General features: G+C 66.2%; 1 protein-coding gene. It reads right to left on the bottom strand.

Going from position 1 to position 21,830, the window contains the following annotated elements; genetic code table 11:
• Positions 1 to 35: 35 nt before the first annotated feature.
• The gene (locus AB0362_RS12075) at positions 36 to 21,785 is read right to left on the bottom strand and encodes a non-ribosomal peptide synthase/polyketide synthase (RefSeq protein ID WP_317532210.1); all 21,750 of its coding nucleotides are present in this window, start codon (positions 21,783 to 21,785) and stop codon (positions 36 to 38) included.
• Positions 21,786 to 21,830: the final 45 nt, after the last annotated feature.

Here is a 21,830-nt window from a genome sequence, read left to right as displayed (position 1 = left end):
TTGTTCAGGGCCGAAGTCTATCGACCCGAACGGGTTCAGCCGAACTGTGGCGCGCCGTGTACAGACACACCGACCGGTCGTTCGGCCTCCTCCACATCACCGTCCACGATCACCAGAGCCACCAGGTCCTCGAGATCGTCCGACTCCAATTCCGCGACCGCCGTGGCTTCCGCCGCAGTCACGAACACGTGCGTCATCCACTCGGCGACGACGAGATCGGCAGAGTCCTCGGGTGATTCGGCCCGATCGACCACCAGCACCGCACCGACCGAAGCAGCCAACACACCGGCGAACCACGCTGACGGAGAGGTGATCGCTGTGGGTACGCCCAGTCGCGACTCGTAGTCGATTCCGTAGTCCCCGACCGCCCGAACGGCCGTGGCAGCAAGGGCACCATGGCTCACCGTAGCGCCGGTCGACACATCCACCACCAGAGCCGGGCTGTCTGCGGAGAGTACGGCCACGCGGTCGGTGTACGTGATCGGACGAGCCGATCGGCCGGTCACCGAGCCGGCGGTCGCCTCGTCACCGAGATCGACGATCGTGGAGATTCGATCCCAATCCTGCGCCTGACCGGTGTCGATGACGACTGCGCTCGCGCCCACCCTGACGGCACTGTCGATGTCGTCCACCAGGGCCAGAGCGCCGCCCGCCTTGACCACCGCCCACCGGGCAACGACAGCTTCGACTGCGTCGTCGACGACGACGGCAACCGTGACGTCGGGACCTACGTTGCGATCGATCAGTTCACGGGCCAGGCGTGACGAACGTCGGTCGAGCTCGAGGTACGTGGTTTCCTCACCTGCCGAGGACAACGCCGGGGCCTCCGGATCCGCTTCCACGGTCGCAGCGAGCAATTGTGGCAACGTGCGCCCCGCCACCGCGCCCACGGCGTCGCCGACCGGTGTCGGGGATGCTGTCAACGCTGCCCGCTCGTCGTCACCGAGATCGTTGATCGCACCGACCTTGATTCCCGGAGCCGCCGCGACGGCGTCGGCGATCCTGACGAAACGATCGACCATTGCCGATACGGTCGTCTCGTCGAACAGGTCTGCGGCGTAGGCGAACTCGACCGCGAGGTCTGGTTCGCCCTCGATACCGGCCGCGGGCCTGGTCTGCACCGTCACCTGGAGATCGAACTTGGCGGTCGGCTCGAATCCCTCGACGGGCTCGACGGTCAGAGCAGGCAGCTCGAAGCGAGCCTCGCCCAGTGGTTCGACCGACAGCACGGTCTGGAACAGCGGGCTGATTCCGGGGGTTCGGTCCTGCCCGATGACGTCGACGACGTGCTCGAACGGTACGTCCGCGTTGCCGAATGCCCGCAGGTCGCTTTCCCGAATGCTGCGTACGAGATCCTCGAACGTCGCGTCAGGATCGACGCTGGTACGAAGCGCCAGCGTGTTGACGAACATTCCGACGATGTCGTCGAGTTGTTCGTCTCCCCTACCGGCAATCGGAGTTCCGACGGCGAAATCCCGTGCACCGCTGGTTCTCGCCAGCAATACCGCGAGGACGCTGTGCAACACCATGAACAGAGTCGCGTTGTTCGACCGTGCGATGTCGACGAACGCCTCGTGGGTCTGCGCGTCGAGATGTACGCGGACACTTCCGCCGTGCAGCGAGGGCTCTGCCGGTCTCGGCCGATCCCACGGCAGGGCGATGACCGGGGTGATACCGCTCAGCTCGGTGCGCCAGAAATCGACCTGCCGATTCGCTGCGGAACCCGGATCGTTCGTCGAACCCAGCACCTCGCGCTGCCACAGCGTGTAGTCGGCGTACTGGATCGGCAGCGGTGCAACCGAAGGAACCGTACCGGCTGTCGCGGCGAGGTAGGCGGTCATCACATCGCGAGCCAGCGGTGCCATCGACGCTCCGTCGCCGCTGATGTGGTGCATCACGATGACGAACACGTACTGCATGTCGCCGTCGTCCGTTCCGGCAAGTCGGAACAGTGCCCCACGCACCGGAGGCGCGGCGGTGACATCGAAGCCGTCGTACACCAGTCGACGCACCCGATCGGCGATGTCGGCTTCGCCCGTGGCGTCGATCGGATCGAGGTCGAGAGTGGTGGCCCGGGCATCCAGGACCTCCTGGAAAGCAGTGCCGTGGGCATCCTCGGGATAGCGGGTTCGCAACGTCTCGTGCCGCTCGATCGCCCACGTCGCGGCCGCCTGCAGTGCGGCCACGTCCAAATCACCGGTGAGCCGCAGCGCGAGCGGCATGTTGTACGCGCCCGACCCGGGGTCGAGTCGATTCAGTACCCACATCCGCTGCTGCGCGAGCGAAAGCGGTACCCGCTCGTCGCCCGTCCTGGGTCGAAGCGGCACGCGATGCACCGTTCCCTGGAGGTCCGTGCGCGCTGCGAGCGCTGCGACCGTCGAGTTCTCGAACAGCTCGCGCACACCCACCTGCTTGCCCAGAGCAGCGGTGATGCGAGCCGCTGCACGGGTGGCCGCCAGCGAATTTCCGCCCAGCGCGAAGAAATCGTCGTCCGATCCCACCCGATCGATACCGAGCACGTCGGTGAACACGTCGGCGATGGCGATCTCGGTCGCGGTCACCGGTGCACGGAACTCGCGGGCTTCGAACACCGGCTCCGGCAATGCTTTTCGATCGAGCTTGCCGCTGGCGTTCAGCGGGAACTCGGCGAGCACCATGATCTGGGTCGGCACCATGTAGCCGGGGAGTCGGCTGCCTGCGAACGAGGTCAGCTCGCTCACGTCCACCGACGCACCGGTACGAGGAACGACGTAGCCGACCAGGATTTCGCCCGACGCCGTCGACGTCACCAGTACGGTCGATCGGTCGACGTCGGGGTACGCCGTCAACGCCGCCTCGATCTCGCCGAGCTCGATGCGCAGGCCGCGCAGTTTCACCTGGAAGTCGGTGCGGCCGATGTACTCGAGCTCGCCGTCGACGTTCCACCGGACCAGGTCGCCGGTCCGGTACATCCGAGTACCCGGTGCACCGTACGGATCGGCAACGAACCGGTCTGCGGTCAGATCCACTCGCCCGAGGTAGCCGCGGGCCAGCTGGACTCCCGCGAGGTAGAGCTCACCCGCGACGCCGACCGGCACCGGTCGCAGCCGCGCGTCGAGCACGGTCACTCGGGTGTTGGCCACCGGCACACCGATCGGAACGCCGGCAACGTCGGCGGCGGTGACGCGGTGGTAGGTCACGTCCACCGCAGCCTCGGTGGGGCCGTACAGGTTGTGCAGGTCCGTGTTCGGCAGTGCCGTACCGATTGCCGAGGCGACCGATACCGGCAGCGCCTCACCCGACGCGAACAGCATGCGCAGGCTCGAACACTGCGAGACTCCGTCCGCTGCCGCGAACACGGCCAACATCGACGGCACGAAGTGTGCGACGGTGACCGACCGCTCGGTGACGATCTCGACCAGATAGGCCGGGTCGCGATGCCCGTCCGGTTTCGCTATCGCCAATTCGGCACCGATGTGCAACGGCCAGAACAGCTCCCACACCGACACGTCGAACGTCACCGGAGTCTTCTGCAACACCACATCGTCGACGGTCAGACCGTACTCGTCCTGCATCCACACGAGCCGGTTGACGATGGCGGCGTGAGTCACGGCAACACCCTTGGGCTTACCCGTGGAACCCGAGGTGAAGATGACGTACGCGACGTCGTCGGAGAGCAGCGCGGCGCGGCGCTCGTCGGCGCGAACCGCATCGGTGGCGAATCCGGTGAGATCGACGGAATCGACCTCGATTCGCGGTGCGGCGGGCGAGACCGAGTCCACGGCAAACGAATCCGCCTCCGTCGTGAGAATCGCAACGGGATCGGCCGTCGCCAGGATGTACTCGACGCGCTCGGCCGGCTGGTCGGGATCGATAGGAACGTACGCCCCGCCCGCGGTCAGCACCGCGTAGACACCGACGAGCATGTCCACCGATCTACGCATGGCGATGGCGACCATCGTTTCCGGGCCGACGCCCTCGCGGATCAGCAGTCGCGCAAGCGCGTTCACTCGACCCGCGAATTGCGCGTACGTCACTCGATCATCCTCGAAGGAGACCGCGATCCGGTCCGGGGACTGCGCCACCCGATCCTCGAACATCGACACGAGCGTTGCCGCGGACTCGATCTCGCGGGCAGTGTCGTTCCACTCGTCGAGTATCTGGGTGCGCTCCGCGGCGTCGAGCAGGTCGATGTCGAGAACCCGACGCGTGGGGTCCGCCGCGAACGTAGCGAGAAGCGAGACGATGCGCGCCAGGATCGACTCGACCGCACGGGTGTCGAACAGGTCGCTGATGTACTTCGCCGTCAGCGTCACTTCCTCGTTCGCCACCACCAGCAGGGTCAGCGGGTAGTGGGTGTTGTCGTTGGAGCCGACACCCTCGACGGTCATGCCGTCGATCGATGCTGCCTGCTGTGCCAACTCGGCCTCGTTCACCGGGTACGACTCGAACACCGTCAGCGTGTCGAACAGGTTGCCCAGCCCAGCATCCCGCTGGATGTCCGCCAATCCCACGTGGTGGTGATCGAGCAGATCGGCCTGCTCACCCTGGAGTCGCGTGAGGTACTGCTCCACAGTGTCGTGTGCGTCGAGGCTAACTCGTACCGGAATGGTGTTGATGAACAAGCCGATCATCGACTCGACTCCGGGCAGGTCCGCGGGCCGACCCGACACCGTGGCCCCGAACACCACGTCGTCGCGGCCCGTCATCTGAGCCAGCAGCATTCCGTATGCGGCCTGTACCAACGTGTTCACGGTGACGCCGAGGCGTCCACCGAGCGTTGTCAACGCTGCGGTGGCCTCCGCGTCGATCCGTACCTCGGTCTCCGCCGATCGGGTGGAGATCTCGCGGCCCAGCGTCGGCGGTGTCAGTAGTGTCGGCTCGTCGACGCCATCGAGCGAACGGGCCCACGCCTGCCGGGAGATCTCCGGGTCGCGCTGACCGAGCCACTGCAGGAACGAGCGATACGAGCGCGGACGCGGCATCGACGACGTGTCACTGCGGACGGCATAGAGGTAGAGCAGCTCCTTCATCACCAGCGGCAGCGACCATCCGTCCAGCAGCACGTGGTGGTTGGTCATTGCCAGTCGGTACGTCGTGGGTCCGAGGCGAATCAGCAAGAACCGCAACAACGGGGCAGTGGTGATGTCGAAATGCTCCCGCTGCTCCCCGTCCAGCGCAGCCGCGACCGCGGCCGCGCGTGCGTCGTCCTCGACATCGCTGAGATCGACAGTGCGCCAGGGTAACCGCACACCCTGCTGAACTATCTGCACACTCTCGCCGTCTGCGGTCACCGCGAACACTGCGCGCAGGTTCTCGTACCGATCCAGTAGGGCCTGCGCGGCATCGCGCAGACGCTCCTGATCGACGTCGCCTGCCAGGTCCAGCACGACCTGCATCGTGTAGACGTCCAGCGACGTGTCGGCGAACAGGGCATGGAACAGCAGGCCCTGCTGCAACGGTGCCAGCGACCACACATCGGTCAGTGCCGGATAGCGCTGCTCGAAACCGAGAATGTCGGCCTGATTCACGCGCGCCAACGGAAGGTCCGACGGAGTGAGACCACCGGCACCGGGGGTACGTGCGTGGGCCGCGAGCGAGTCGAGCAGCCCCGACCACAGTTGTGCCAGACGCGCCACGGTCGCCTCGGAGATCGCGCCCCGCGGGAACGCCAGCGAAGCACTCAGGGCGCTTCCGTCGTCGGTGTCGACCACGATGGCGTTGATATCGATCGTCTTGTTCGCGGCCATGTCCGGATCACCGGCTGCAGACAAACCTGCGGTGTCCTCGGCAGGCAACCAGCCGAGAGACTTCATGTCCTCCGGTACATCCCCGGTACCGACCCGACCGAGATAGTTGAAGCTGATCTGCCCGGTGGACAGCGGCGCCAGCTCCGTCTCGCTCGTCGGATCGAGGTAGCGCAGTAGCCCCCATCCCATTCCACGGTCGGGCAACGCCAGCATCTGCTCCTTGACGGCCTTCACGGCGTCACCGAGGGCAGAACCGCCGCCGAGAGCGTCGTCGACGTCGATTCCGGTCAGGTCGAGCCGAACAGGGAAGAGGCTGGTGAACCAGCCCACGGTCCGACCGAGATCTGCTCCGGGGACCACGGCCTCCTCGCGGCCGTGACCTTCGAGCTGAAGCAGCGTCGCGGGGGCATCGATTCCCTGTTCCTTGCGCAGCGTGGTGACTGCCAGCGCGAGTGCGGCGAGCAGTCCGTCCGCGACTCCGCCGTGGTAGATCTCGGGAACCGTGGTCAGCAACGTGCGCGTCGCATCCGACGACAGGGACATCTCGACTCGCTCGAGGGTGTCCACCACGTCGACGGTCGGCTCGAAGGCCCGCTCCCCCAGGATCGGGTCCGGGGTCCGGGCGATGCTGCGCCACTCCGGCAACTCGTGCGTGCGGCGCACCGCTTCCTCCACGAGTGCGTGTGTCCATCGCCGCATCGAAGTACCGACGTCCGGCAGCACCGGGGTGGCACCGCCGCCGATCTGCGCCCACGCGGACACGAAGTCCGGCACCAGGATTCGCCACGACACACCGTCGACGACGAGGTGATGCGCGACGACCGTCAGTGTGTTCGGTGCGCTGTCGACCCACACGAACGCGAGCATGCGCCCGTTCTCCGGATCGAGCGATCCGACCGCCGCATCCACCGCGGCGGTTCCACCGTCCGCCGCCGAGGTCGTCAGCAGCTCGTCGACGTCCACCGAACCGGGCTCGCCGACCTCGAGGCCCCAGCCACGATCGTCGTGCACGAGGGTCGACCGAAGAATGTCGTGATGATCGACGACAGCAGTGAGTGTGGCAACGACACCGTCGCGGTCGATCCCTTCCGGAAGCTCGAGTGTGAGCGCCTGATGGAAGCGACGGTACCCACCGCCGCGCTGCAGTAGTGCTGCACCGAACGGTGGCAGCGGGAGCCAGCCGACTCCACCGCCGTCGAGTTCCTCGAGCACGGCCGCGTCACTGCCCTCACCGATGACAGCCACCTCGGCCAGCCCGGCAACGGTCTTGCGCTCGAACACATCTCGTGGGCCGAACTGAATTCCCCTGGCCTTGGCACGAGAGACGAGCTGAATCGAGACGATGCTGTCGCCGCCGAGCGCGAAGAACGAATCGTCGACCCCGACGGTGTCGAGGCCGAGGACGTCTGCGAAGACCTCGGCAATGACACGTTCGGTGTCGGTTGTCGCCGTACGGAATTCGGCATCGCTGCCGAATTCCGGTTCGGGTAGTGCTCTGCGGTCCAGCTTGCCGTTCGGCCCGAGTGGGAGGGCATCGAGCACGATGAGCCCGGTCGGCACCATGTATTCCGGAACCAGGGTGGCAACCGAGGTGGTGACCGCTGCAGTGTCGATCGTCTCCCCGGCGACAGGAACGACGTACCCGACCAGTAGTTCACCTGCCGACGGCGTCCTGCGCACGAGAACCACGGCTTGGTCGACCGACGGATCTCCGGTCAACGCGGCTTCGATTTCGCCGAGCTCGATCCGCAAGCCTCGGAGTTTGACCTGGAAGTCGGTGCGGCCGAGGTACTCGAGCTCGCCGTCTGCGTTCCAGCGAACCAGGTCTCCGGTGCGATACATCCGCGAGCCGGCACTGCCGTGCGGGTCGGCTACGAACCGGTCGGCGGTGAGGTCCGGGCGGCCGAGGTATCCGCGGGCCAGTTGCCGCCCGGCGAGATACAGCTCCCCGGGTACTCCGACCGGGACCGGGTGCAGGCGTGCATCGAGCACGGTGACTCGGGTGTTCCAGACCGGAGCACCGATGGGGACCGACGCGACGTCGGCCGGCACCACGCGGTGGTAGGTGACGTCGACTGCAGCTTCGGTCGGCCCGTACAGGTTGTGCAGTTCGGTGGCGGGCAGTGCCGCGCGCAGCGCCGAGGCAACCGATGCAGGCAGTGCCTCACCCGAGGCGAAGACCGCACGCAGGCCGATGCAGTCGGAGACACCGTCGGCAGCAGCGAACACGGCCAACAGCGACGGGACGAAGTGCGCGACCGTGATGCCGCGTTCGGCGACGGTGCTCACCAGGTATGCCGGATCTCGGTGGCCGTCGGGCACCGCGATGACGAGTTCGGCACCGATCTGCAACGGCCAGAACAGTTCCCAGACCGATACGTCGAACGTGACCGGCGTCTTCTGCAACACCTTGTCCTGCTCGGTGAGACGGTATTCGTCCTGCATCCACAGCAGACGGTTGACGATGGCCTCGTGGCTGACCGCAACGCCTTTGGGGCGACCGGTGGAGCCGGAGGTGAAGATGACGTACGCGGTGTCCGCCGGTCGCAGCGGCGCGGTTCGCTCGGCATCGGTCACCGGTGCCGTGGACAGACCTGTCGTGTCGACGGTGTCGACCAGAATCCTGGCGGCGTCGGTCACGAGAGATGTGCCGTCGTGCTCGGTCGTGAGCAGTACCACCGGTGCCGCCGTGTCCAGGATGTAGCCGATTCGTTCGGCCGGAAGATCCGGGTCTACCGGGACGTAGGCACCACCGGCGGCGAGCACGGCGTAGATACCCGTGAGCATGTCGATCGAGCGGCGCATGGCCGTTGCCACCACGGTTTCCGGGCCGACCCCCTCGGCGATGAGCAGGCGCGCGAGCGCATTGACCCGCTCGGAGAATTCGCGGTAGGTCACTCGGTCGTCGGCGAAGCTCGTGGCGATGTTGTCCGGAGACGCCGCAACTCGGGCCTCGAACAGCGACACCAGAGTTGCGCCGGGATCCACCTCGTGCGCGGTGGCGTTCCATTCCTCGAGGACGCGGGTGCGTTCGCCCTCCTCGAGGATGTCGATGTCGCCGACGACTGCGTCCGGTGCATCGGTGAGCGCGTGCAGAACCCGGACGAGCCGGCGCCCGAGAGACGCCATGCTGGACTCGTCGAAAAGATCGGTGGCGTAGTCGAATTGGACGTCGATGCCGGCTGGAGCGCCGGATCGGTCGACGTTCTCCCACAGCGTCACCTGCAGGTCGAACTTTGCGAAGGCGCTGCCGAGATCGATTCCCTCGACGCTCAGCCCGGGCAGGGCCAACGTCTGACGGTTCAGGTTCTGGAACGTCAACATGACCTGGAAAATCGGGTGCCGAGCCTGAGAGCGGTCCGGGGCCAGCTCGTCGACCAGCCGCTCGAACGGCATGTCGGCGTGCCCGAAGGCACCAAGGTCGGCGTCACGAACCGCGGCGAGTTGCTCGCGCAACGTTGCCGCGGGGTTCATCGCGGTACGGAGGGCGAGCGTGTTGACGAACATGCCGACGAGCTCGTCCAGATCTGCGTCACCGCGGCCGGCGACCGGGGTTCCGATCGTCACGTCGTCGGTTCCCGCCATCGCGCCGAGGAGCACCGCGAGCGCGGTGTGCACCACCATGAAGTTCGTGGCGTTTCCGGCCCGGGCGGCCCGAGCGATGTTCGACTGCAGGGTCGAGTCGATCGAGAAGTTGTATGCCGCACCGCGATACGACGCCACCGCCGGGCGCGGCCGGTCGGTCGCGAGATCGAGCTGCGCCGGGGCACCGGCAAGAGCCGACGTCCAGTAGGCGAGCTGGTTCGCCAACGGCGAATCGGGGTCGTCCTCGGAACCGAGTACCTCGCGTTGCCAGAGCGAGTAGTCCGCGTACTGCACCGGAAGTGGAGCCCACTGGGGGCTCTCCCCCGCGGCACGGGCGGTGTAGGCCACCATGACGTCGCGCGTCAGGGGTCCCATCGAGAACCCGTCCGCGGCGATGTGGTGGGCGACGAATGCCAATACGTGCTCGGTCTCGCTGACCCGCAGGATCCGGATTCGCACCGGGACCGCTCGGGTCACATCGAATCCAGCGGACACGAAGTCGCGCAGGGACTGCTCGATCGAACTCTCGTCCACGTCGTCGACGACAACCGTCACGCCGGACTCCGCGGTACCGAGCACAACCTGCTGGCCTCGCCCGTCGACCTCCGGGTACACGGTGCGCAGAATTTCGTGCCGCGCCAGCACGTCGTACACGGCGCTGACGAGTGCATCGACATCGACGCTGCCGGACAACCGAATTGCGACCGGGATGTTGTTCACGGCGGACGTCGGATCGAACTGGCTCAGGAACCACATGCGCTGCTGGGCCATCGACAGCGGCACCGAGTCCGGTCGTGTTCGAGCCGTCAGTGCCCGGCGCGCACCGGTACCCACCTCGGACTCGATGGCGCGTGCGAGCGACTGCACCGTCGGAGACTCGAAGATCGAGCGAACCGGCACCTGTGTATCGAGCGCCGCCCCCAGCCGGGAGACCACCTGGGTGGCGATCAACGAGTTACCGCCGAGTGCGAAGAAGTCGTCGTCCAGACCGACCCGCTCCACCGAGAGCACCTCGGCGAAGACCGCCGCGACGGCCTCTTCGACCGGGTTGGTCGGTGCGCGGAACTCGGCTGTCTCGAACTGCGGTTCCGGCAATGCCTGTCGGTCCAGCTTCCCATTCGTGTTGCGGGGCAACGCATCGAGAATCACGAAAGCCGACGGAACCATGTACGACGGCAGCAGGCCGAACAGGGCTGTCCGCAACGTGTCGGCATCCACCGTGGCACCGACTGCGGGCACGACGTAGGCCACGAGTCGTGCGCCCGATCCCGTGTCCGCGAGAGCGATCACGGCGACGTCACGAATCTCGTCGAGCGATCCGAGAGCGGCATCGATGTCGCCGAGTTCGATACGGAAACCGCGAATCTTCACCTGGAAGTCGGTACGGCCGACGTACTCCAGTTCGCCGTCGGCGCGCCAGGACACGAGGTCACCGGTGCGGTACAGGCGGCCACCTGGGGTGAACGGGTCCGCGACGAAACGCTCGGCGCTCAGATCCGGCCGCGCGAAGTACCCATCGGCCAGCTGCGCACCCGCGAGGTAGAGCTCGCCGGCGACGCCGACCGGAACGGGAGCCAGACGCGAGTCCAGCACGTAGACACGGGTATTCCACTCCGGGCCACCGATGGGAACGGTGGTCGCGTCGACGGTCGACACTCGATGCGCGGTCACCGACACCGCTGCCTCGGTCGGTCCGTACAAGTTGTCCAGTCGCGCAGCAGAACTGCGTAGAGCGCGCTCGGCCGTCGCGACCGGCAGCGCCTCGCCGATCGCCAGGATCCGTGTCAGATGCCGGGGTAGGACTCCCGCCGACGCCGTGACCAATGCGTCGAGGACGGACGGCACGGTGTGCAGTGTCGTCACCGATTCCCGGTCCATCAGATCTACGAGATAGGCGGGATCGCGGTGGCCTTCGGCGTCGGCGACCACGATCGCACCACCGGAGGCGGTGGCGACCCAGAACTCCCACACGGACAGATCGAAGGTGGCGGCGGTCTTGAGCAGTACCCGGTCCGTGTTGCCCAGCCCGTAATGGGCGCTCTGCCAGAGCAACTGGTTGACGATGGCGGCGTGACCGACCGCGACGCCCTTGGGGCGGCCGGTGGATCCGGACGTGAAGATGACGTACGCGGTGTTCGCAGGCCGCAGCGGCGAGGTGCGCTCACTGTCTGTGACGGGCGCGTCCGAGACCTCTGCACCCAGCAGTCGAGGATCGGTGTCGACGAGCAGAACCGGAATCGACTCGACGTCGACATCGTCACGCGACGTGCTCAGAACCAGAGCGGGAGCAGCTACCTCGAGAATGTAGGCGTTGCGGTCCGCCGGCTGATCCGGGTCGATGGGTACGTACGCCCCGCCTGCCTTCGCGACGGCGTACATCGCCACGAGCAGATCCACCGAGCGCCTGATCGCCAGGGCAACCGTCACCTGCGGGCCGACGCCGGCACCGATCAGGACTCGAGCCAACCGGTTGATTCGACGATCGAACTCCGCGTACGACAGCGATTCTCCCGCATGGACCACCGCGATGGCGTCGGGCTGCGCCTGCACCTGTCGATCGAACAGCGATACCAGGGTCTGCGACGCATCGACATGATGATCGGTGTCGTTCCACGTGCGCACGATCCGGGTGCGCTCCTCGGGCGAGAGCAGAGCGAGATCGCCGATGACGGCCGAGGGATCCTCGGCCACTGCGGCGAGGAGGCGCACGAACCGGTCGGCGAACGCTTCGATCGTGGTGCGATCGAAAAGGTCGGTGGCGTAACTGAATTCGGCCGACAGTTCCGCAGGCGAGCCGTCCTGGTCGTAGCGATCCGAGATCGACAGTTGCAGATCGGTTTTCGCTGTCACAGCATCCGCCTCGACGGCGCTCACCGTCAGACCCGGCAGCTCGAACGTCGACTCGGCGAGGTTCTGGAAGGACAGGCCCACCTGGAACAGAGGGTTGCGCGCCGTGGACCGCACCGGGTTCAGCACCTCCACGAGACGCTCGAACGGAACGTCGGAGTGCGCGAACGCGGCCAGGTCCCGCTCGCGGGCCTGAGCGAGCAACTGGCGGAAGGTCATCGACGATTCGACGGTCGATCGGAAGACGAGAGTGTTGACGAACATCCCGATCATCGAATCGAGAGCCCGCTCGCCGCGGCCGGCGATGGGCGTTCCGACGGCGATGTCCTCGGAACCGGACAGGCGCGCGAGCAGCACCGCGAATGCCGAGTGCACCACCATGAACAACGATGCCTGCTCGGTACGTCCGAGTTCGGCGAGAGCGGCGTGCGTGCCTGCGTCGACGGTGAACCGCACGGCGTTGCCGCGGAAACTCTGCGCAGGCGGGCGCGGGCGATCGGTAGGCAGTACCAGTTGATCCGGCAGCTCGGCGAGCGCATCTTTCCAGAACGACACCTGCTGCGCTGCAACAGAATCGGGATCCGATTCGGAACCGAGCACGGTTCGCTGCCACAACGCGAAGTCGACGTACTGCACGTCGAGCGGCTCCCAATCCGGCGCCGACCCTGCAGATCTCGCGGTGTACGCGGTCATGACGTCGACGGCCAGCGGGCCCATCGACGCGCCGTCGGCCGACACGTGGTGTACGACGAAGGCCAAGACATGCTCGTTCTCACCGACGCGGAACACACGCGCGTCGACCGGCACCTCGACGGTGACATCGAAGCCGCGTCCGAAGAACTCCGTGACTGCCGCAACGACATTCGTACCGGCCACGTCGCGGACGGCGAGGTCCATCGGCACCTCGGACGCCGGGAGCACCTGCTGGAACGGGCCCTGTGCCGAGTCCGGGTACCGGGTACGAAGAGACTCGTGACGTTCTACGACGTCGCGTACCGCCGACTGCAGCGCAGCGACGTCGAGCTCGCCGGACAACCGCACGGCGAACGGAATGTTGTCCACCGACGACGTCGTGTCGAACTGGTTGAGGAACCAGTACCGCTGCTGCGCCGGCGAGAGCGGCGGGCGCTCGGGACGCGGACCTGCCACGAGTGCAGCTCGACCGCCCGAACCGACAGCGCTCTCCACGTGCGCCACCAGCGCGGCGACGGTCGAGCTCTCGAACAGCGCGCGCACCGGCACGACGGTGTCCAGGGCCGCGCCGAGTCGCGAGACCACCTGGGTGGCGATCAAAGAATTACCGCCGAGGGCGAAGAAGTCGTCGTCCAGTCCCACTCGATCGATGTGCAGGACATCGGCGAACACTCCGGCGACGATCTCTTCGACCGCGGTGGTGGGTGCTCGGAATTCACGGGCCTCGAACACCGGTGCGGGAAGTGCGGCGCGATCCAACTTGCCGACCGGGGTCAGCGGAACGGCGTCGAGCACGATGATCGACGACGGAATCATGTAGGCCGGCAGTGATTTTCCGACGAATGCGGTCAACTCGTCCACGTCGACGACGGAACCGCGCGTCGGCAGCACGTACGACACGAGGGTCGTGACGCCCGACGGCAGTTCGTGACCGAGCGTGACGGCGAAGTCGACCTCGGGAACGGCGGTGAGCGCGGAATCGATCTCGCCGAGCTCGATACGGAAGCCGCGCACCTTGACCTGGAAGTCGGTGCGCCCGACGAACTGCAGCTGCAGGTCGTCGGTCCATCGCACGACGTCGCCGGTGCGGTACATCCGTGCGCCGTCGATGCCGTACGGGTTGGCCACGAAGCGCTCGGAAGACAGACCGGGCCTACCGAGATAGCCGCGAGCGAGCGCACCGCCTGACAGATACAGCTCTCCCGCCACTCCGGACGGCACCGGGCGCAGTCGGTCGTCGAGGATCAGCGCCGACATTCCGTGAATCGGCCGACCCACGGTGATCGGCTCGCCGGGGATCAGGCTCGCGAAGCTTGAGATAATCGTAGTCTCGGTGGGGCCGTATCCGTTGAAGTACTTACGGCCCGGTGCCCACCGCTCTAGCAGCTCCGGTGTCGTCACGTCACCACCGACCGAGAACACCTCGAGAGAATCCATTCCCGCCGGATCCATCGTGCCGAGAACCGCGGGCGTGATGATGGCGTGGGTGACCTTCTCCGCCTTCAGCAATGCGGACAGCTCGGTGCCGCCGAGAATGGATGCAGGCACGACCACCAACGTCGCGCCGACGGAGAACGCCGCCATCCACTCCAGGACCGAAGGGTCGAAGTTGGGCGAGCAGACGTGCAGGAACTTCGAGGCCGGTTTCAGGTGGTACAGGTCGGTTGCTGCGTCGAGTACACCGCCGAGTCCGGCGTGCGTGACGACAACGCCCTTCGGCTTGCCCGTGGAGCCCGAGGTGTAGATGACGTAGGCCGGGTTCTGGAACGTGACGGGTCGCAGGCGGTCGGCGTCGGTGACCGGCTCGGCAGAGCGGGTGCGGACCTCGGCCACGAACTCCTCGTCGTCGACGCTCAGCCAGACCGGATCCTGCTGTCCGCCGGCAAGCCGATCCGCGTGCGCACGGGTGGTCAGGCCGAGTACGGCCTCGGAGTCCGAGAGCATGTGAGCGATGCGATCCTGCGGGTACGTCGGGTCGACGGGTAGGTGCGCAGCCCCGGATTTGGCCACTGCCCAAACCGCGAGCACCATGAAGTAGGAGCGCTGGAATCCCAGAGCCACAACGGATTCGGGTCCGGCCCCGCGCTCGATGAGCACCCGGGCGAGCTGCGAGGACGTCGCGTCTAGTTCGGCGTACGAGATCGAGCGGCCCTCGTAGCGTATCGCGGTCGCCGACGGGTCGAGTGCAGCTCCGGCAGCGAAGATCTCGGCCAGAGTTCCGCCGGCCAGCACCTCGTCTCCGTGTACGTGCGTGAGCCGGTCGTTCTCGTCGTCGTACAGGATCGGGAGATCCCCCACCGGTGCGCTCGGGGTCCGAACCACAGCGGCGAAGAGCCACCGTAGTCGGCGGGAGAACACCTCGATCGTGTTCTCGTCGAACAGGTCTCGCGCGAACAGGAAGCTGGCCGACATGCCGGCACCGTCGGGCTTCTCGTGCAGTGTCAGCGACAGATCAAACTTCGCCGTCTCTATCTCGAAGTCGACGGCGGAGACCTCGAGTCCGGGCAGACGGAAGGAGCTCGGCGGAAGGTTTTCGAAGGCGATCGCAACTTGGAAGAGCGGATGGCGGGCGGTGGATCGCTCGGGATCGAGCAGATCGACCAAGCGCTCGAACGGTATGTCCGCGTGTGCGAACGCGGCGAGATCGACCTCCCGCACGGCGGCGAGCATCTGGTCGAAACCGAGTGCGCGATCGACCTTCGTTCGCAGTACCAGAGTATTGACGAACATTCCGACGACATCGTCGAGCGCAGCGTCGCCGCGGCCCGCTACCGCGGTACCGACCGCAACGTCGTCCGAGTTCGACATGCGAGCGAGGAACACCGCAAAAGCAGTGTGCATCACCATGAACAGGGTCGTTCCCGAGGTACGGGCCATCTCTGCGAGACCCGCATGGACGTCGGCATCGATGTCGAAGGAGAATCGACCACCGGTGTACGACTGAACAGGTGGACGGGGGCGATCGACCGGCAACGACAGCTCGGCGGGCAGGTCCGCCAACGCAGTTCGCCAGTAATCCGCCTGCCGCGAGATCAGACTCGTCGGGTCCGATTCGGCACCGAGAACCGAACGCTGCCACAACGCGAAGTCGATGTACTGCACGGGTAACGGTGACCACTGCGGAGCGTCGCCGCCTGCTCGGGCCACGTATGCGGTCATCACGTCGCGAGTCAACGGTCCCATCGACCAACCGTCGGCGCTGATGTGGTGGACGACGACCACGAGAACGTACTGCTGCGCAGAGGCTTCGAGCAGTCGAGCGCGCAACGGGACCGAGGCCGTCACATCGAATCCTGCGGAGACGAACGCGGTGACGTCCTCGAGAATCGTTCCCGCCGAGGAGGGGACCGGAGTCAGATCGGGCAGCGCCGAACTAACGGGCAGCACAACCTGGTAGCCGGACCCGTCCTGGTTCGGATACACGGTACGCAGGGATTCGTGGCGGTCGAGCAAGTCGGCCACGGCTGCCCGGAGTGCGTCGACATCGAGTTCGCCTGACAGCCTGATGGCCACTGGGATGTTGTTGACGGCAGATTCCGGCTCGAAGCGGTTGAGGAACCACATTCGTTGCTGCGCAAGCGAAAGCGGGATGCTCTCCGGTCGTTCCTGTGGCACCAGCGGGGCGCTCCCGCCATGACCGACATGGCTTTCCATGCGCGCGGCTAAGGCACCCACGGTGCTCGCCTCGAAAAGCATCCGTACCGCAACGGTGGTTCCCAACTCCGTCCCGAGCCGCGACGCCACCTGGGTCGCCACCAATGAGTTGCCACCGAGCGCGAAGAAGTCGTCGTCCACACCGACGCGGTCGACACCCAGAACGTCACCGAACACTGCGGCGACGATCTCCTCCACCGGGTTCGACGGGGCGCGGTACTCGGTTTCCTCGACTGTGACGTCCGGCAATGCTTTTCGATCGAGCTTGCCACTGGAGCCGATCGGCAGTCGATCGAGCACCACAATCGTGCGCGGCACCATGTACGTCGCCAGACGCTCACCCAGCGCTTCACGGAGAGCCTCGGTGTCGACGGTCCCACTCTCGGTATCGCTGTCCACGACGATGTAGGCGACCAATTGCTCGCGGCGCACCACCGTCACTGCCTGGCGAACCGATGGTAGTTCGGTCAGTGCCGATTCGATCTCACCGAGCTCGATGCGAAGACCGCGCAATTTGACCTGGAAATCGGACCGACCGACATACTCGATCTCACCGTCGGGCGTCCATTTCACGACGTCACCGGTTCGATACATGCGCACGCCGCTCCCCCGCGACGGATCGGCGACGAAGGGGTTGGCGACGAACCGCTCCGCGGTCAGGTCGGGCCGTTCGACGTACGCCCGCGCCAGCTGAACACCCGCCAAGTAGAGCTCACCCTCGACACCGACCGGGACCGGCCGGAGCCGCGCATCGAGCACGAACACCGAGGTGTTCCACACGGGCGCACCGATGGGCACCGAGGTGGTGTCGGAGTCGGTCACGGTATGGAAGGTGACCTCGACTGCCGCCTCGGTGGGGCCGTACAGGTTGAGCACGTCGATCTCGGGCAACAACGCCCGCAATTCGTGCGCGGTCGCAGCAGCGAGAGCCTCGCCGGAGGCGAGCACACGGCGCAGCGAACGCGCGGCGACGGGGCGGCGCCGGACCTCCGGTACGAAGACCGACATCATCGACGGCACGAAGTGGGCCGTCGTGATCTGCTCGCGTTCGATCAGATCGAGCATGTACGACGGGTCGCGGTGGCCGTCGGGAGCCGCCAGAACCAGCGTCGCGCCGTTCTGCAGCGCTCCGAACAGCTCACCGACGGAGACGTCGAAGGTGACCGGCGTCTTCTGAACGACAATATCGTCCGGCGTCGACGGGAACCGACCCTGCATCCAGAGCAATCGGTTGCGAATTGCCGAGTGCGAGACGGCAACCCCCTTCGGCCGTCCGGTCGAACCCGACGTGAAGATTACGTACGCGATGTTCGTCTCGCGGAGCGGGGACAGTCGTTCGTCGGGGGTCAGCACATCGGCGGACAGCGCGCTCAGATCGAGAGTATCGATATCGACGGTGGAGAATCCGTCGATGTCCACGTGGTCACGGGTAGTCGAGAGCACACAGACCGGTGCGGCTGTGGATGCGATGTAGCGATTGCGATCGACGGGCTGAGTGGGATCGATCGGAACGTACGCGCCACCCGCTTTCAGGATCGCGTACATGCCGACCATCATCTCCACGCTGCGGTCGATGGCGAGACCGACGGTGCGCTCGGGGCCGACTCCGAGCGAGACCAGATGTCGCGCCAGGCGATTGACTCGCTCGTCGAACTCCCGATACGTCAGATGCTCGGTGTCGTACACCAGGGCAGATGCCTCGGGAGTGGCGGCAACCTGCGCCTCGAACAACTGCACCAGGGTAGAGCCCGTCGGGACCTCGTGGGCCGTCGAGTTCCAGGACGTCACCACCCGGTCCAATTCGCCGGCATCGAGGATGTCGACGTTTCCGATCGGGGCCGCCGGGGTCTGCACCATCGCCGAGAGCACCCGGAGGAACCGCCGACCGAATTCGGCCATCGTGGTTTCGTCGAAGAGGTCGGCGGCGTAGGTCAGCGCAACGGTCAAACCCGAGGGATCGCTCTCTGCGGCAATCGAATTCCACAAAGTAACCTGTAGGTCGAACTTTGCCAGATCGGCCTCGTAGTCGAGTGCGGCAACGCGAAGACCCGGGATCTCCACGGAGGTCTGGTCGAGGTTCTGGAACGTGAGCATCACCTGGAAGAGTGGATGCCTGGCCTGGGACCGCGTCGGAGCCAACGCGTCGACCAACTTCTCGAACGGCACGTCCGCGTGCGAGAACGCCGCTAGGTCGACGCCCCTCACCTCGCGCAGGAAGTCTTCGATTGTCGCGTCCGGTTCGACGGCGGTGCGCAGAACCAGGGTGTTGACGAACATACCGATGACGTCGTCGAGGACTGCGTCACCACGTCCGGCGACCGGTGTACCGATCGAGATGTCCTCGCTGGAAGACAGTTTGGCGAGAAGAATGGCCAGAGCAGCATGCACGACCATGAAGGTCGTCGCACCGTGGGCGCGGCCGAGCTTCTCGGTCGCGAGGACCAGGTCGGCGTCGATCTCGAACTTGTACGTTCCGCCTCGGGTCGTGGCGACGGCAGGACGGGGCCGGTCGGTGGGTAGTTCGAGTTGATCGGGTGCTCCGCCGAGGCGTCCGCGCCAATAATCCTGCTGAGCGGAGAGCACCGACTCGGGGTCGTCCTCGCTACCGAGGACGGCTCTCTGCCACAGCGTGAAGTCGGCGTAGTGCACCTCGAGCGGAGTCCACTGTGGTTCCTGCCCGTTGGTGCGGGCAACGTAGGCCCCCACCACGTCTCGGGTCAGCGGGCCCATCGAGAATCCGTCGGCCGCGATGTGGTGTACCACGAACGCGAGCACGTGCTCGGTCTCGGACGTCTCGAGAAGCACTGCGCGGAACGGTAGCTGTATCGCCAGATCGAAGGGCCTGAGTGCGAACTCGAGCAGCACGGCGGGGACGTCGGCACCGGCTGCCGTCGCTCGCTCCAATTCCACTGTCACCGAATCCGATTCGAGCACCCGCTGGAAGCCGATACCGTCGTGGTCGGGGTAGACCGTCCGTAGCGACTCGTGCCGATCCAATACGTCGACCAAGGCCGACTGCAGGGCCGTGAAGTCGAGTACTCCACTCAACGCGATGGCGACCGGGATGTTGTTGACAGCCGAGTCCGGCTCGAATCGGTTGAGGAACCACATCCGTTGTTGGGCAAGCGACAGCGGCACACGTTCGGGCCGCTGCTGCGCAACCAACGCCGGTCGCGCGTGCGTCGAGCCTGCGGCGTCGACTGTCGCGGCGAGTTCGGCGACGGTCGGTGCGTCGAAGAACGACCGCACATCCACCGCAGTGCCCAGCTCGGCGTTGACCCGCGCGATCACGCGGGTGGCGTTGAGCGAGTTGCCGCCGAGTGCGAAGAAGTCGTCGTCGACGCCGATACGGTCGATGCCGAGCACGGTCTCGAAGATCGCGACCAATGCCGACTCGGTCTCCGTGCTCGGTGCGCGGTACTCCCGCGCCAGGGACGCGAAATCGGGAGCGGGCAACGCTTTTCGGTCGAGCTTTCCGCTGGCGTTCAGCGGAAACTCGTCCAGGACGACGAACACCGACGGCACCATGTACTCGGGCATGCGGCGTCTCACCGCGTCCGCGAGGCCGTCGTGGTCCAGATCGGGATCGGTACTGACGACGTAGCCGACGAGCTGTTGTTCCGACTGCTCCGACGAATGAAGCAGTACAGCCGCCTGGGTCACCTCAGGCTCGGCGAGCAGGGCCGATTCGATTTCGCCCAGCTCGATACGCAGGCCGCGCAGCTTGACCTGGAAGTCGGTGCGCCCGATGTATTCGATGAGGCCGTCGCCGCGTCGACGCACCAGGTCGCCGGTGCGGTACATGCGGTCACCCGGCTCACCGAACGGGTCGGCCACGAACCGATCGGCTGTCAGGTCGGTGCGTCCGAGGTATCCGCGAGCGAGCTGCACGCCCGCCAGATAGAGCTCGCCCTCGACTCCACGGGGCGATCGCCGCAGTCCTTCGTCGAGCACGTACAGATCGGTGTCGTCGACGGCAGCGCCGATGGGAACCGAAGCTTCTTCCACCTGCTGGGTTCGGTAGTACGTGACGTCGACGGCCGCTTCGGTGGGACCGTACAGGTTGTGGAGTTCCGCGTTCGAGATCTCGTGGAACGCGTTGACGGTGCGCGCCGGGAGAGCCTCGCCGGAGGCGAACACCATCCGAAGCGAATCGGCCTGCGCAGCAGTGGGTTCGGCGACGTACACCGAGAGCATGGAGGGCACGAAGTGCGTCACGCTCACGCCGCGCTCGCCGATGACGCGGGCGAGGTAGGCGGGGTCGCGGTGACCCTCGGGCTCGGCGATCACGAGCGTGGCACCGATCTGCAACGGCCAGAAGAACTCCCACACCGATACGTCGAACGTGAACGGAGTCTTCTGCAACACGACGTCGGCAGCACTCATCGAGTACTCCCGCTGACGCCAGGAGATGTTGGCGACGATGGCCCGGTGGCTCACCGCCACACCCTTCGGACGTCCCGTCGAACCGGAGGTGAAGATGACGTAGGCGAGATCGTCCTCGGTCAGGGCGGAGAGCCGATCCGCATCGGTGATCCGTCCTCCCGGCACATCGGTCAGGTCGAGCTCGTCGACGAGAACGGTGGCGGTGCCCTCGGGCAACTGCGGTAGGTCGTTCGTGGTCGTCAGGACCAGGACAGGTGTCGCGATGTCGAGAACGTAGCCGAGTCGGTCGACCGGATGATCCGGGTCCAACGGCACGTAGGCTCCGCCTGCTGCCGAGATGGCATACATACCCACCAGCAGATCGAACGATCGGCGGATCGACAGTCCCACCGCTGAATCGGGGCCGACTCCCCGTGCGATCAGTACGCGGGCGAGACGCTCCACCGAGGCGGCGAACTCGGCGTAGGTTCGGGTGTCGTCGCCGAAGACGAGGGCAGGTGCGTCCGGGGTGCGCTCGGCCTGGTCGGCGAACAGCGCGTACAGCATGGCGGCTTCGGGATGGGCGGAGTTCGACGTCGACTCGTCGCCGCCGAGAACCGACACGGCATCCGCGACCACGGTGGATACGACCGCGTCCAGTCCACCCTCGGTGGCCTCGATGAGGCCCGCAAGCGTGTTGGACAGCACGACCGGGACCAGCGCGTCGGGGCCGAGGACGCCCCCCATGGCCGCATCGAGGGTGGTGATCTCCTCGTCCAGGCGGGCGTAGGTCAGTTCCGTACCGAGGTGCGTGAGAGCTACGCGGTCCGGTTCGACCGCTGCGACCCTCCGAACCAAGCGCGGAAGGTCCTCGACCGTCAGAGCTGCATCGCTTCGACGTCCTACCGCCATCTACCTTTTCCTCCTGATCGATCCACGTGCACAACCGGCGAGCTC

The organism is Rhodococcus sp. NPDC079359 (assembly GCF_040702585.1).
GTDB lineage: Bacteria > Actinomycetota > Actinomycetes > Mycobacteriales > Mycobacteriaceae > Rhodococcoides.
This window is presented reverse-complemented; position numbering and strand designations above follow the sequence as displayed.

Bases quoted from the DNA above. Each gene is read 5' to 3' on its own strand.
- AB0362_RS12075 (WP_317532210.1), bottom strand. From the start codon at position 21,785: ATGGCGGTAGGACGTCGAAGCGATGCAGCTCTGACGGTCGAGGACCTT.